The sequence below is a fragment of the Microbacterium sp. A93 genome (assembly GCF_051842835.1).
This window is the reverse complement of record NZ_JBPXMT010000006.1, coordinates 390,649-404,383: the sequence shown is the minus strand read 5'-3', so window position 1 is coordinate 404,383 and position 13,735 is coordinate 390,649. Positions and strand designations below refer to the sequence as shown.

12 protein-coding genes are annotated in these 13,735 nt (G+C 69.1%); 3 read left to right on the top strand and 9 right to left on the bottom strand.

Annotation, left to right across the window (positions count from 1 at the left end; all coding sequences use genetic code 11):
- Positions 1 to 39: 39 nt before the first annotated feature.
- From rplT to infC, 3 genes are all read right to left on the bottom strand, one after another.
- Positions 40 to 426: a 50S ribosomal protein L20 gene (rplT, locus tag ACSU1G_RS17455; RefSeq protein ID WP_439281235.1), complete on the bottom strand. Its 387-nt coding sequence runs from the start codon at positions 424 to 426 to the stop codon at positions 40 to 42.
- Between the two features lie 87 nt (positions 427 to 513).
- Complete coding sequence (gene rpmI / locus ACSU1G_RS17450; RefSeq protein ID WP_439281234.1) at positions 514 to 708, bottom strand: 50S ribosomal protein L35; 195 nt, start codon at positions 706 to 708, stop codon at positions 514 to 516.
- A gap of 125 nt (positions 709 to 833) precedes the next feature.
- Complete coding sequence (gene infC / locus ACSU1G_RS17445; protein ID WP_439281233.1) at positions 834 to 1,904, bottom strand: translation initiation factor IF-3; 1,071 nt, start codon at positions 1,902 to 1,904, stop codon at positions 834 to 836.
- A gap of 357 nt (positions 1,905 to 2,261) precedes the next feature.
- Between infC and ACSU1G_RS17440 the strand changes: the two genes are divergently transcribed.
- Positions 2,262 to 2,633, top strand: a complete 372-nt coding sequence (locus tag ACSU1G_RS17440) for a DUF1844 domain-containing protein (protein WP_439281232.1) — start codon at positions 2,262 to 2,264, stop codon at positions 2,631 to 2,633.
- A gap of 54 nt (positions 2,634 to 2,687) precedes the next feature.
- Here the strand turns inward: ACSU1G_RS17440 and ACSU1G_RS17435 are convergent, their stop codons facing one another.
- Positions 2,688 to 3,119: a hypothetical protein gene (locus tag ACSU1G_RS17435; RefSeq protein ID WP_439281231.1), complete on the bottom strand. Its 432-nt coding sequence runs from the start codon at positions 3,117 to 3,119 to the stop codon at positions 2,688 to 2,690.
- Between the two features lie 329 nt (positions 3,120 to 3,448).
- On the opposite strand from ACSU1G_RS17435, the gene ACSU1G_RS17430 reads away from it, so the two are divergent.
- On the top strand, positions 3,449 to 3,697 hold the full coding sequence (locus tag ACSU1G_RS17430) for a WhiB family transcriptional regulator (protein WP_010144519.1): 249 nt from the start codon (positions 3,449 to 3,451) through the stop codon (positions 3,695 to 3,697).
- Between the two features lie 99 nt (positions 3,698 to 3,796).
- Here the strand turns inward: ACSU1G_RS17430 and ACSU1G_RS17425 are convergent, their stop codons facing one another.
- The 4 genes from ACSU1G_RS17425 to ACSU1G_RS17410 form a co-directional block, all read right to left on the bottom strand.
- Positions 3,797 to 5,383 carry a sensor histidine kinase gene (locus tag ACSU1G_RS17425; protein ID WP_439281230.1) on the bottom strand — a complete coding sequence of 529 codons (1,587 nt, stop codon included), beginning with the start codon at positions 5,381 to 5,383 and terminating at the stop codon, positions 3,797 to 3,799.
- 9 nt (positions 5,384 to 5,392) lie between these two features.
- Positions 5,393 to 10,300, bottom strand: coding sequence for an NAD-glutamate dehydrogenase (locus ACSU1G_RS17420; protein WP_439281229.1), 4,908 nt, complete (start codon positions 10,298 to 10,300; stop codon positions 5,393 to 5,395).
- Positions 10,301 to 10,459: 159 nt separating this feature from the next.
- On the bottom strand, positions 10,460 to 12,049 hold the full coding sequence (locus tag ACSU1G_RS17415; RefSeq protein ID WP_439281228.1) for an AAA family ATPase: 1,590 nt from the start codon (positions 12,047 to 12,049) through the stop codon (positions 10,460 to 10,462).
- A gap of 8 nt (positions 12,050 to 12,057) precedes the next feature.
- Positions 12,058 to 12,696, bottom strand: coding sequence for an SAF domain-containing protein (locus tag ACSU1G_RS17410; protein WP_439281227.1), 639 nt, complete (start codon positions 12,694 to 12,696; stop codon positions 12,058 to 12,060).
- A 194-nt stretch (positions 12,697 to 12,890) separates the two neighbouring features.
- On the opposite strand from ACSU1G_RS17410, the gene ACSU1G_RS17405 reads away from it, so the two are divergent.
- On the top strand, positions 12,891 to 13,121 hold the full coding sequence (locus ACSU1G_RS17405) for a helix-turn-helix domain-containing protein (protein WP_439281226.1): 231 nt from the start codon (positions 12,891 to 12,893) through the stop codon (positions 13,119 to 13,121).
- On the opposite strand, the gene ACSU1G_RS17400 is transcribed toward ACSU1G_RS17405, so the two are convergent.
- Positions 13,103 to 13,666 carry a hypothetical protein gene (locus ACSU1G_RS17400; RefSeq protein WP_439281225.1) on the bottom strand — a complete coding sequence of 188 codons (564 nt, stop codon included), beginning with the start codon at positions 13,664 to 13,666 and terminating at the stop codon, positions 13,103 to 13,105. The two genes, ACSU1G_RS17405 and ACSU1G_RS17400, sit on opposite strands and share 19 nt — an antisense overlap.
- Between the last annotated feature and the right edge of the window lie 69 nt (positions 13,667 to 13,735).

Sequence of the window (13,735 nt, the reverse complement as noted above, 5' to 3'; positions counted from 1 at the left end):
GTACGGCCTTTCAGCAGCACCGCCGGTGGATGCGCGTGCTTACTTGGCAGCGACCGGGGCGTTGACGTCAGCCGGCAGGGCCGCGCGGGAGGCCTTCACCAGGGCGGTGAACGCGGCGGCGTCCGTCACGGCCAGCTCAGCCAGCATGCGGCGGTCGACCTGGATGCCGGCCAGCTTGAGGCCCTGCATGAACCGGTTGTAGGTCATGTCGTTGGCGCGGGAGGCCGCGTTGATGCGGGTGATCCACAGGCGACGGAAATCGCCCTTGCGCTTCTTGCGGTGCTGGTAGTTGTAGACATACGAGTGCAGCAGCTGTTCCTTGGCCTTGCGGTAAAGGCGGGAACGCTGTCCGCGGTAACCTGCCGCGCGGTCAAGGACCACTCGGCGCTTCTTGTGGGCGTTGACTGCCCGCTTCACACGTGCCACGTGCGTACTCCTTAGAATCGGTGCCGACCGCGGGTTATCTCTGGCCGCGGCGGCGAGCTGTGTGCGGCCCTGGGGCCACGGGGAATGTCAGATGCCCAGCATCCGCTTGATGACCTTGACGCTGCCCTTGGACACCAGCTGGTCAGAGGCCAGACGGCGGGTCACCCGGGAGGACTTGTGCTCCAGGTAGTGGCGGCGGTTGGCCTGCTGTCGCATCAGCTTGCCCGAGCCCGTCACGCGGAAGCGCTTCTTGACTCCGCTGTGGGTCTTCATCTTCGGCATGGCTGCCGTTCTCCTTCATGTCGGCTGTCCCCCGCGGGGGCGGACAGTGCTACGTGGACCTCGCGGGGAGGCGGGGCCGATCTGGTCCGTGCCGGTGGTGGCCGGCGCGGAAGGGTGGTGCTGGCCTACTTGCCTCCGCCCGGCTTGGGGCCCGGTTTCGGGGCCCCACCGGGCTTGGGAGCCGCGGCCGGCTTCGACGCACCCGGCTTGGGTGCCCCGGCCGGCTTGGCAGCAGCAGGCTTCGGAGCTGCAGCCGGTTTGGCAGCAGCAGGCTTGGGAGCTGCGGCCGGCTTGGCCGGGGCAGCGGGCTGGGGGGCGGCAGCCGGCTTGGCGGCAGCCTTCGGGGCAGCGGCCTTCGGGGCAGCGGCCTTCGGCGCTTCAGCCTTCGGGGGCGTGGCCTCGGGGGCTGCAGCAGGCTGGGCCGCCTCAGGGGACGGTGTTGCCGGCGCTTCAGTCTTCGGAGCCTCGGCCTTCGGCGCTTCAGTCTTCGGCGCTTCAGTCTTCGGAGCTTCGGCCTTCTGTGCAGGGGCCGAGTCGCCGGACTGGGCCAGCTTCTTCAACTCCTCTGGCATGGCGTCCGACATGGCGCTGGACAGCGGCGCCGACGAGGTGTCCTCGGCGACCTTCTCCTTCGCCTCGCGGGCCGCCACATCACGGCGGGACCCGACGCGATCCGGCTTCGGCTCCTGATGCTTGCGGGCCTCGGCACGGGCCTCGGCCTTGTTCTTCAGGGGGCCGATCACCATGACCATGTTGCGCCCGTCCTGACGGGGGCTGGACTCGACCATGCCCACATCCGCCACGTCCTCAGCGAACTTCTCGAGCAGTCGGATGCCCAACTCGGGGCGCTGCTGCTCACGGCCGCGGAACTGGATCATGGCCTTGACCTTGTCCCCCGCCGTGAGGAACTTCCGGGCATGGCCGGTCTTGGTCTCGTAGTCGTGCTTGTCGATCTTCAACCGGAAGCGGACTTCCTTGAGGATCGTGTTGGTCTGGTTCTTCCGCGCCTCGCGGGCCTTGACCGCAGCCTCGTACTTCCACTTGCCGAAGTCCATCAGCTTGCAGACCGGCGGCTTGGCCGTGGGGGCCACTTCAACAAGGTCCAGATCGGCCTCGGCAGCTAGACGTAGCGCATCCTCGATGCGCACAATTCCCACCTGTTCGCCCTGGGGGCCGACCAGGCGCACCTCGGGCACGCGGATCCGTTCGTTGATTCTTGGCTCGCTGATCTTACAACTCCTGTGTTTGGGATCTTCGGTTGCTGGACCGCCTTCCCGGGCGGACCACTGCAGCGGGTCCGGAAACGAGAAAAGCCTCCGTGCTCAATGCAGTCGGAGGCCTGACCGGCAGACAATCCGCCGATCCATCGATCAGCCGTCCCCAAGGGGCTGGCATGACCGGTGACCCGGCAACTCGGCCCGTTCGACGACGGACATCCTGCTGGCGCGGGTGGGAGTAGGCCTCCACTTGATGGCTGGCCCCGTCGTCCATCTCACACTCGCTTGCGGCGGAAACGGGAACGGACCCAGCTGGTCTGTGACAAGCTTACCAGCATGAATGACGAACAGCAGAATCCCACTCCCACCGACGATCCCGTCAGCGACCGGGTCCGGGAAATCCATGAGGTCCCGGCCGTGGAACTCATCAACACGGCCGCCGTGCACCTCATGACCGCCTCGGCCGTCAAGGTCGGTCTGGCCGATATGCCCAACGCCGAGGAGCTCATCGACCTCGACGAGGCCCGCAAGCTCATCACGGCCCTGGCCGGGCTGGTCACCGCCGCCGCCCCCGAGATCGGCAGTCAGCACGCCGGTCCGTTGCGAGACGGCCTGCGCTCCCTGCAGCTCGCCTTCCGTGAGGCCTCCGCCTTCCCGGACGCCCCGGGGCAGGGCCCGGGCGAGAAGTACACCGGCGCCGTGAACTGACACCTCCGCCCCACACCCGGCTCGGCCCCGTCTGCGGACGGGGCCGAGCCTTTTTCAACGGTCCACGCCGGCCAGGTGCCCGGCGGCCTGACGGGTGAACATCAACAGCAGGGCCGCGGCGGCCGGCAGCAGGAACATCAGACCGACGCTCACGTTGCCGGCCGTGAAGAAGCTGATGGACAGGATCACCGCGAACATCTCGATCACCACCACGGCAGCACGGGTCCAGGCCCGTCCTGCCCAGAGGCCGAGACCGGCAGCGCCGATCCACACGCCCGCCAAGACGAACAGGACCGCCAGGAAGATCTGGGCACCTACGCCGAGGGCACCCGCACCGATGGCCATGGCTGATGCCACGGCGGCACCCAGCACCGCGAGGGACTGGAGGAGCAGCACGCCGGTCAGTGCCGTCACGGCCGGAGGGCGGGTCCTGCCCCGGCGCGGATCGGGCGTCCCGGTGGTGGCCAGAGGGGATGAGGTGGGCACGGAGGCAGTCTTCCTGTTGCGCGGTTGGAGCCCCCATGACCCTTGACAGTGGTCACGATGGGCCGCCATAGTCTACGGGACGCGTCATCAGGGGCGATCGGCGTCGTATGATACCCGCCACAAAACGTACTGGACCCCTTGTTTACTCGCAGACAACATGAAAAGCTATTTCACGAAGTTCCGCGGGGGTCGTCGCAACGGCCCTTTTTTGTTGCCTACGGCCGCATGTCGGCCGAGCCGCCCCCGCCTCAGGACTACCGTCCGATGACCCGAGACAGGTTTGCCGGGGCAACTCGTGTGCCCGGCATTGAATGGAGTGAGCGATCAGCATGGATTGGCGTAGCAGGGCAGCGTGCCTGGACAAGGACCCGGAGCTTTTCTTCCCGGTGGGGAACACAGGTCCAGCCCTGCTCCAGATCGAGGAAGCCAAGGCCGTCTGCCGCACCTGTGAAGTGGTGGACACGTGCCTGCAGTGGGCCATCGAGTCCGGCCAGGACTCGGGCGTCTGGGGCGGTATGAGCGAGGACGAGCGCCGCGCCCTCAAGCGCCGCGCGGCCCGAGCCCGACGAGCCTCCTAAGGCACCCACACCGCTGCCGGCCCCGGCGGCCGGCCCCCAGCTGGCCATTGACAGGCCCTGACCCGCCACGGGTCAGGGCCTGATCCATCTCCCGGCCGGTCAGTACTCCGGGACGGGCGCGAGGATCACGACGTCGGTCCCACCGTCCTGACGCGCCGTCCAGTCGATGGTGCCGCGAAGATCCCCGGTCACCAGGTTGCGGACGATCCGCAGGCCCAGCCCGGGGCTCAGCCCCGGCTCCGGCACGACCTCGGCCCGGCCGTGCTGGTGGGGCGGGGGCGCCGAACCGTCCGCATCCGGCGCGGCGGTGCGGCCGGCGTCGTGCTCCTGACCGCGAGGCGCACCCGGCACGGCACCGGTGTCCCACAGGCGCACCTCGAGCCATTCGCCGGTGGGGGTGTGGGTCCGGCGCGCCACCAGACCCACCTGCCCGCCCTCCGCTCCGGTCCCGTGCTCCACGGCGTTCATGGCGAGCTCGTTGATCACCAGGGCCAGTGGCGTGGCCAGATCCGAGGGCAGGTCACCGAAGCCGCCGCCGAACTCGGTGCTGACCACACGGCCATCCCCGGCCACCTCCACCGCCAGCCGAAACTGGCGGCCCAACAACTCGTCCATGTCCACGTGCTGATCGAGCCCACGGGACAGGGTCTCGTGGACCAGGGCGATGGTGTCCACCCGGCGCATGGCCTGCTCCAAACCCTTCTTGGCCTCCTCCGAATGCATGCGCCGCGACTGCATGCGCAGCAGGGAGCCCACGGTCTGCAGGTTGTTCTTCACCCGGTGGTGGATCTCCCGGATGGTGGCGTCCTTGCCGATGAGCTGCTGTTCGCGGCGACGCAGCTCGGTGACATCGCGCAGCAGGACCAGCGCCCCGAAGCGGCCCCCGTCATTGCGCAGGGGCACGGTGTGCAGGGTGAGGTTGACCGAGCGGACATCCAACTCGGCCCGGGCCGCCGCCTTGCCCGTCAGCACCAGCGGCAGGGATTCGTCCACCGGCCGGCGCTCATCCTGCAGGTCCGTGACGATCCTCGCCAGGGATCGGCCCTCCAGAGATTCCGTCTCACCGAGCCGGCGGAAGGCGGAGACCGCGTTCGGAGTGGCGAAGTCGACCGTCCCGTCCGCCTGCAGCCGCAACACCCCGTCGCCCACGCGCGGAGCGCCCCGGGGAGAGCCACTGGCCGGATCGTCCGGGGCCGGCCACTGTCCATGGGCCAGCATGGTCAGCAGCTGGGTCGCACTCTGGCGGTAGACGAGTTCGAGCCGGGACGGGGTGCGCTGCCCGGTGAGGTTCTGGTGCACCGTGACCACGCCGATGGTCCGGGACTCCCGGCGCACGGGCCAGACCGCCACCCGCATGGAGCTGTCCGGCCCGTGGACCGAGGGGGCCGTGGCGGACGGCTCCCCTGTGGACCACGTCTGCGCCACCAGGGACTTCAGGTCCGTGCGCACCCGGCTGCCCACGATGTCGCGGTGCAACGAGGTCTGGGCCGTGAAGGGCCGCGCCTGTGCCAGCGCCACGAAGCCCCGACCGGTCGTCGGGGTCCCCTCGACCGGATACCACAACACGAGGTCGGCGAAATCCAGATCGGCGATCAGCTGCCATTCGCTGACCACCGCCCGCAGCCAGTCGACATCACCGTCCGCCAGATCTGGATCGCCGTAGAGGGGATCGGTGAACAAGGCCATGGGACAGTTCTACTGGGCCGTGACCGATCGCAGTTGGCGCAACGCCACAGACAGGGCCGCCAGATCGTCCGCATCGGACTCCCTGATCTCATCCAGGAAGCTCTGCGCGCGTTCCAACCGGGTCGCGTTCTCAGACTCCCAGGCGGTGACGAGCTCCTCGCTGTCACCCGCAGCCCCCTCCCGGCCCTCGCCGAGGACCGCCATCGTGACGCTGACCAACAAGGCGTAGAGATCGTCCCGCATGGCAGCGCGGGCCAGCGCCTTCCACCGGCCGCCGCGGGGCAGGTCCGTGATCTGGTTGAGAAGCCCCTCGGCATCGAAACGCTCATACAGCCGGAAGTAGACATCCGCCACGTGCCGTGGCTCCTGCCCGGACTGCCGCGCCAGCCGGACGACGTCCAGCAGGCCGAAGGACTCGAACAGCACCGAACGCTTGCGGGCCAGGTCCTCCGACAACCCCGCCTGCAGGGAGAGGTCCCGCCAGTGCGCGTAGCGTTCCGCGTCCTGGCCGCGCATCAGCTCGGGCAGCACCCCCACGAGGGACTGCAGGGGCTCGGCGTAGTACTCGACCACCTCACCGATCCCCTCGCCTTCGGAGCGATGGTTGACGAGCCACCGCACGGCACGGTCCAGCAACCGCCGGGCATCGAGGTAGACCCGGGCCCTGAACTCCCCGTCCACGCTGGCCGGCAGGTCCCGGATCGAGTCGAAGTAGTCGCCGTAGCCGTAGATCTCCTTCATGGCCGAGTAGGCGGCCACCACCGTGGCCGCGTCGGCGCCCGTCTCCTCCATGGCCCGGAACACGAACGTGGTGCCGCCCGTGTTGACCACGTCATTGGCCACCAGCGTCGCGACGATCTCGCGGCGCAGAGGATGATGCTGGAGCTGATCGGCGAACCGCTCCCGCAAGACGGAGGGGAAATAGGCGTCCAGGGTCCGGTTGTACCACGGGTCGTCCGGCAGGGCGGTGGCCAGCAGCTGTCCGGCCAGATTGGTCTTGGCGTAGGCCACGAGGACGGCCAGCTCCGGGGTGGCCAGCGATTTCCCGTCCCGGAGGCGCTCGTCCAGCTCCGCGTCGTCGGGCAGGTATTCCAGTTCGCGGTCCAGGTCAGCGTGTTCCACCAGCCACCTGATGTGGCGTTCAAAACTCGGCAGCCACTCGGCGACCTTCTGTGAGTCGTTGCGCAACAGGGTGTTCTGGTCGATGTTCGTGGTCAGCACCAACTCAGCGACCTCATCCGTCATGGATTCGAGCAGCTCGGCCCGCTCGGCCGCCTCGAGCTCGCCCGACGCGACCAGTTGATCGACCATGATCTTGATGTTGACCTCATGGTCCGAACAGTCCACGCCCGCGGAGTTGTCGATGGCATCGGTGTTGATCAGCACCCCGGACAGGTTGGCCTCGATCCGGCCCAGCTGGGTGAATCCGAGGTTGCCGCCCTCCCCCACCACGGTAGTGCGCAGGTCGCCACCGTTGATGCGGATGGCGTTGTTGGCACGGTCCCCCACCTCGGCATGGTCCTCCGCCTCACCCTTGACATAGGTTCCGATCCCGCCGTTGTAGAGCAGGTCCACGGGCGCCTTCAGGATGGCCTGGAGCAGGTCGTTGGGCGGCAGCTCCGCGGTGGTCTCGGGCAGGTCGAGCAGGGAACGGACCTCCGGGGTGATCGCGACTGATTTCGCCGTGCGGTTGTACACCCCACCGCCCGTGCTGATGAGCGAGTCGTCATAGTCGGACCAGGACGATCGCGGTAGCCCGAAGAGCCGTTGTCGCTCGGCGAAGGACACTGCCGGGTCCGGGTTCGGATCCAGGAAGATGTGCAGGTGGTTGAAGGCCGCCACCAGCCGGATGTGCTCGGAGAGCAGCATGCCGTTGCCGAAGACGTCCCCGGACATGTCCCCGATCCCGACCACGTCGAAATCCTCGGACTGGGTGTCCCGGCCCAGGGAGAGGAAGTGACTCTTCACCGATTCCCAGGCCCCCCGGGCCGTGATGCCCATCGCCTTGTGGTCATAGCCCACCGAACCGCCGGAGGCGAAGGCATCACCCAACCAGTGGTCGTACTCAGCAGAGATCTCGTTGGCGGTATCCGAGAAGGCCGCCGTCCCCTTGTCCGCGGCCACCACCAGGTAGGCGTCGTCCCCGTCATAGCGCACGATCCGGTCCCGGGTGGAGAAGACCGTGCCCTCCGGTGTCCGGGTCTGCTGGTCGGTGATGTCCAGCAGCCCACGGATGAACGTCCGGTAGGCCTGTTTGCCGGACTCGATCCACGCGCCGCGGTCCGCGGCGGGATCCGGGAGCCGCTTGGCGAAGAATCCCCCCTTGGCACCCGCGGGCACAATGACGGCGTTCTTGACCTGCTGCGCCTTGACCAGGCCCAGGACCTCGGTCCGGAAGTCCTCCCGGCGATCCGACCACCGCAGGCCGCCGCGGGCGATCGGACCGAACCGCAGGTGTACGCCTTCCACCTCGGGGTCGTAGACCCAGATCTCCCGTGACGGGCGTGGTTGGGGTGCGAACGGCACCTCGCCGGTGGCGATCTTGAAACTCAACCTTCGGTGGCCCTGGAAGAAGTTCGTGCGCTGGGTGGCCCCCATGACCGTCAGGAAGCCGCGCAGGACCCGCTCGGCGTCCAACGTGGCCACCGCGTCGAGCGCCTCCTCGGCCCGTTCGCGAACCTGCTCCACGGCCTGGTGCCGAGCCGCGCCTGCGCTCGCGCCGTCGTCGTCCGTGGCCTGCGGCGCCGTGGGGTCGAAACGGGTGAAAAAGTAGTCGATCAGGATCCTCGTCACCGACTCGTTGGCCAGCAGCGCGTCGGCCATGAACTCGAAAGAGTTCTGCATGCCGAGCTGGCGAAGGTACTGCGCGTAGGCGCGGAGCATGCTCACGGTCCGGGCGTCGAGCCCGTGGAAGATCACGAGGCGGTCGAGGGCATCGGACTCGGTGATCCCCGTGGTGGCGGCCACCACGGCATCCTCCAGCAGGCCGGCGGTGGACTGGTTCTCCGTGCCGAGCGGGTATCCGAGGGCGAAGTCGTAGAGGTAGAACTTGCGGCCGTCGGCGGGTTCCACCTCGAAGGGGCGCTCGTCCAGCACGGACAACCCGAGGTGGTGAAGCACGGGCAGCACCTCCGTGAGGGTCCGCGGGCGGTCCGAGTAGAACTTCATCCGCCCCACGCTCATGTCCGTCACGCGTTCCTCCGCGATCCGGGAGCGCTCGTCCTGGTCCTCGGGAACAACATGCACCACGGGGGAGCCGTCCTCGGGCATCGCGTTGAACCGCCCGATGTCCTCCAGGGCGTTGTCGATCTCGTAGGCGACGCGGTACGCCGGGGGGAAAGCCTCATCCCACAACAGGGCGGCGTCCACCCCCGAGTCGGCTCCGAACGCCTCCACGGCCTGTTCGTCCACTCCCTCCTTCCAGGAGCGGACGGCGCGGACGAGGCGGCTCTCCAGGTCCTTCGCATCCACCGGTGCGCCGCGTTCACGCTCCCGGGGCAACCGGACGCGGAAGTACAGCCGCGCGAGCACAGACTCCGTGAGCCGGACCTGGAAGTCGAGTGACTCGCCTCCCAGGCTCTCGAGCAGGACGTCCTGGATCCGGCCGCGGACATCCGTGTTGTACCGGTCACGGGGCAGGAACACGAGGGCGTTCATGAACCGGCCGTAGGTGTCCGGACGCAGGAACAGCCGGGTCCTGCGGCGCTCCTGCAGCTGCAGGATCTGCCGGCACGTGTCCCACAGCTCCTCGACCCCCACCTGGAACAGTTCGTCACGCGGATAGGTCTCGAGGATCTGCTGGAGCTCGGCCCCGGAGTGCGAGTCCCGGGGGAACCCGGACAGCTGCAGTACGGCGGCGGCCTTCTCCCGCACCAACGGGATGTCCTCGACCGAGACGGAGTAGGCCTTGGGGTCCCAGAGGCCCACGAACCGGCGCTCACCGGTCACCTTGCCGTTGCGGCCATAGGTCTTGACCGCCACGTAATCCATGTAGGCGGAGCGCTGTACCCGGGATCGGGAGTTCGCCTTGGTGATGATCAACGGGATGGGCCGCTCGATCTGATTGCGTCCGGCGATCGAGAGCGGCGCCGGCGGCGTGGTGGGCCGCTGCCGCAGGATGCCGAGTCCGGTGTCCTCCACCGGGACGAGCACCTGCCCGTTGTCACCGCTGTGCAGCAGGTACTCCCGGTATCCGGTGAACGTGAAGTGGCCGTCCTCCATCCAGTTCAGCAGCTCGCTGCTCTCCCGCACGCCCTGCACGGCGGGCGGGGCGTCGTGGGCCAGGGTGCGGGCCGCGGTGAAGGCGGCCGAACGCATCCGGTCCGCGTCCGCGATCGCCGCGCGCACGTCCGCGAGGACCACGTGGAGACCCTTCTCGAGGCGTTGCGCCTCCTCCTCGTCCATGGGTCCCACCGTCTGGATGCCGATCCAGGACTCGATGCCCGCCCGTTCCCCCTCGCCGCCCACCAGCGGGCCGAGGTCGGCGAGCGCCGCCGTGGTGTCACCGCTGGCAGTGGCCTGCTGGGCAGGGATGCGATGGACCGCGGTGAGGTGGCCGGAGTCCTTGACACGGTGGGTGATGACGGTCGGGTGGGCCACCATGCGGATGGCATGGCCCTGGCGGGTCAGCTCACTCGTCACCGAGTCGACAAGGAAGGACATGTCCTCATGGACGATCTGCACCACGCCATGGGGCCGGCTCGGCGTCACCCTGACCACGGCCTCGTGGGTGCCACGGGCCTCGGCCATCGCCACGTGCCGGGCCACCAGCTTGCGGCGGGAGTCCGAGGACAGTTCCGCCAGGTCGGCCTCGGAGACGTGCTCGAAGTAGGCACTGGCCAGGTTCTCGAGATCGGCCATGGCGTCCGGGGTGTCGGCGGCCTGCTGGTCGGTCCACAAGGGGGTTGACGATGACATCTGGGGGTGTCCTCTTCCATCGCATGCAACGGCACCGGAGCCGCCCGGACGTATGCCGGATCGGTCCGTGTGAGCGGAGCGTCATTGGTCCACTAGTGCGAGCCTAACGGCCCGCACGTCAAAGCGGGAATGCCGCGCCAGCTAACCGTGGGGGCCCCTTCAACTCCGGCCGAGCGCCCGGAGAACACGGCGTCCGACGCCGGCCCGTGCGGTCACAGCGGAGCCCTCGCCGGACGCGTGCCCCGCCAGACGGGCCACGGCCCGCCTCAGCGCGGAGGAGGGAGCAGCTTCCGCCAGCACCTGTCCGCCGAGCAGCGCCCGGTCCAGGGACCGGCGGTCCCACGGCAGGAAGGCCGCCACCGACCAGGAGCCCCCGAACCGCTCGACCACGCCGGTGATCTGGGACCTCGGGGCCACGCCGGAGGCCTCGGCCCGGACCTGGTTCACCACGACCTCCACCACGGTTCCGTCTCCGGTCTCCACGTGGTGGCCCAGCTCGTCGAGACCGTGGATGAGCCGTGGCAGTCCCACGGGATCCCCGGTGCCCACGGCGATGATGCGGTCCGCGGCGCCCAGCCCGGCCAGCGTGGCCGCGTTGCGCTGGGGCGCCGGGATGTCGAAGCTGAGCTCCTCGTCCTCCTCCAGGCAGAACCCGCAATCCACCACCACCTCGTCCCAGCCGGCGGCAGCGGCCGCCAGGACATCGTCCACGGCGGACCGCCTGAGCTCAGGCCACCGGTCCGCCCGGGTCAGCCCGGTCAGGACCTGCAGGGTGGTCCCGGCCACCCGGGCCCGCAGGGCCGAACGTTCAACAGCCGCGGGCGTGATCCCGCCCTGGTCCGCCAGCCGACAGGCCTGGGCGATGCCCGCGGATTCCTCCAGCAGTCCCACGTGCACTCCGGCCGAGGCGGCGTAGGTGTCCAGGTCCACCAACAGGGTCCGCCGGCCGGACAGGGCGAGCTCCACCGCCAGGTTCACGGCCACCGTGGTCCGGCCAGGGCTCCCGGCCGGCCCCCAGACGGCGGTGACCCGGGGCGGCTCGGGCACCTCCTCTTCGGTCGGTACCGGGGCGGAGTCCGCGGATTCGGCGCCAGGGTCCACTGCGGGACCGGTCCTCGTGCTGGGTCCTTCATCGGCCCCTCCCTCAGTCCCGTCCTCCGTCCCATCGTGAAGCTCTGCCGAGCGGTCCTCAGGCCAGGCGTCCGGTAGGGCGCCCAGGTCCCCGTCCGACCCGGCGACTCCCGCCGTGACGGGATGACTGGGAGTCGTGGCGGCCTCCACGCCTCCCCTGCCGTGACCACCTTCCGCAGGACGGTCCGGGGCCGACCGACGTCCCCGGGACCGTGCTGCGGGTCCGGACCCGGCCGGAGAGGCGGGCTGTGGTGGGCCCTGAGCCGTGGCGTCTGTCAGCAAGGCGACCAACTCCTGCGGGCTCACCTCCGGCGAGGCCACGGGTACCCCGAGCCGGGTCAGCCGCTCGCGTTCCTCCGCCACCTCGCTCAAGGCCACGACGGCCACGGTCCGTCCACCCCACCCCTCGTCGGCGAGGGACGCGATGAAGGTCAGGGTGAGTTGTTCCGTGTCCCCCGCCACGAGTACCGCATCGGCCAATCCGGCCCGGGCCACCGAGATCAGTTCCGCGAGGCTTTCGCACCGGCGGATCACGGTGACCGGCCCGCGGAGCCTCTCTAGCCCGGACACATGGTCATAGCCGGGCATGATCGTGGTGGCCACCGAGATGCTGTGCATGCGCCCTCCTACCGGCCCACGAGGGAGGGGACCACGCTGATACGGGCGCCGTTGCCCTTCGCATCCAGCACCTGCGGCAGTTCCTCCGGACCGACCAGGACCTGTACGGTGACGCCACTGCTTGCACCGAACGACCCCGAGGCGTCGTTGACCTCGGACAACTCGGCTGAGGGGGCCACGAGCTCAGGTTCGGCGAAATCCTGGCTGCCGTCGCGCACGGCGATCCACACGTCCACGCGGGCCCCGGCTCCGGTCCCCTCCGGCAGGGGGTCGTCCACGGTGAGGGACACCGGCTGGCGGGATGCCGGATCCATGCCGGCCACCGCCCCAGCTGGAAGCAGCTCCCCCTGACGGACGGTCCCCACCACCGAGGAGTCCTCGGGGAAGGGTTCATGGGCGGGCAGATAGTCGTCTGCGGCATCGCCCAGCCGCGCTTGGACCACTGTCAGCTGGCCTGATTCCACGACTTCTCCGGGGACCAGGTCTTGGCCCGCCGCCCAATACCCGTCCGACGAATCGAGGGACTGCACCAGGGCCACGGTGCCGGCCACGGACAGCAGCACCAGTAGCAGCCCTGCCAACAGGCGTGGGTCGCGCCACCCCGGCCTGCTGAGCCGGGGTGCCTCCACGGTGTTCTTCCCCTCCACGCGCATTCTCCCTCTTCGGCCGGGGCGGATTCTTCTCCACCGTCATCCGAGTCCAGACTAGCCATGCCGCACGACGTCGAGGCGCCCTTGTGGACAACACCATCGTCCGGGTACCCCTGTGGACAACTGCCCCCTGACGATCATCCCGTGGGACAATGGTGACGACCACTGACCGCTTCCGATCCGGAGGACCGATGCCACGCTTCCTCACCCTGACCGATGTCGCCGAGGAGCTCCAGATCTCCATGGCCCAGACGCGGACACTGGTGCGCAGTGGCGATCTTCCGGCCATTCAGATCGGCGGCCGTGGCCAGTGGCGTGTGGAACAGGTCAAACTCGACGAGTACATCGAGGACCTCTACGTGCAGCAGGCCGCCAAGGCTGAGGCGCGGAAGTCCGGGGTCACTCAGACCGAGGACGCCTGAGCCGAGCGCATCACGTGGATGGCCCCGAAGGGGATCACCCGGAGTCCACGGACGTTGCGGCCGCGCCGTTGTTCGTCGCGCGGGTGCACGGCCAGGTCCAGGTGGTCCAGACCCACTCGGTCGATGGTGCCCTCACCGAGGACGCGGCCGTCCCGGCCCGAGACGAGGACGCCGGCCCGAGCTCGAGACAGTGACCGGAACAGTGAGCCGATCGTCAGGTTGCGCCGCCCCGGCGAGGAATCCGGCACCGTGACAGCCAGTGGACTGTCGATGGCGGCCACCGCGTCAAGGCTGATCACGAGGCTGCCATTCTGGTCGGTCCCCCCGAGCCAGGTGGCGCCCACCGTCGAGACCGTCAGCTCCAGGCGCTGCCCGTCCTCCAACAGCACGGTCAACGGCCTCCCGAGGGCACCGCGCAACCGGTCTGCCAGCACGATCGAGGCACGCTCGCCACGGGTCAGCTCCGCGGCCTCCATCTCCGTGTCCTGCCACCTGCCGTGGGCCAGTTGGGCCTCGAGGTCCGCGAACAGCCCATCCCATCTCATGTCCACAGCCTAGAGCCAGCCACCCGCATTCAACCGTCCCTCCCCCGGCGCACCAGGCCAACAGGACAC

What these genes read in the sequence shown, in the direction of transcription:
- rpmI (WP_439281234.1), bottom strand. Translation starts at nt 708, where the DNA reads ATGCCGAAGATGAAGACCCACAGCGGAGTCAAGAAGCGCTTCCGCGTG.
- ACSU1G_RS17440 (WP_439281232.1), top strand. Translation starts at nt 2,262, where the DNA reads ATGAATGACGAACAGCAGAATCCCACTCCCACCGACGATCCCGTCAGC.
- ACSU1G_RS17430 (WP_010144519.1), top strand. Translation starts at nt 3,449, where the DNA reads ATGGATTGGCGTAGCAGGGCAGCGTGCCTGGACAAGGACCCGGAGCTT.
- ACSU1G_RS17425 (WP_439281230.1), bottom strand. Translation starts at nt 5,383, where the DNA reads ATGGCCTTGTTCACCGATCCCCTCTACGGCGATCCAGATCTGGCGGAC.
- ACSU1G_RS17420 (WP_439281229.1), bottom strand. Translation starts at nt 10,300, where the DNA reads ATGTCATCGTCAACCCCCTTGTGGACCGACCAGCAGGCCGCCGACACC.
- ACSU1G_RS17415 (WP_439281228.1), bottom strand. Translation starts at nt 12,049, where the DNA reads ATGCACAGCATCTCGGTGGCCACCACGATCATGCCCGGCTATGACCAT.
- ACSU1G_RS17405 (WP_439281226.1), top strand. Translation starts at nt 12,891, where the DNA reads ATGCCACGCTTCCTCACCCTGACCGATGTCGCCGAGGAGCTCCAGATC.
- ACSU1G_RS17400 (WP_439281225.1), bottom strand. Translation starts at nt 13,666, where the DNA reads ATGAGATGGGATGGGCTGTTCGCGGACCTCGAGGCCCAACTGGCCCAC.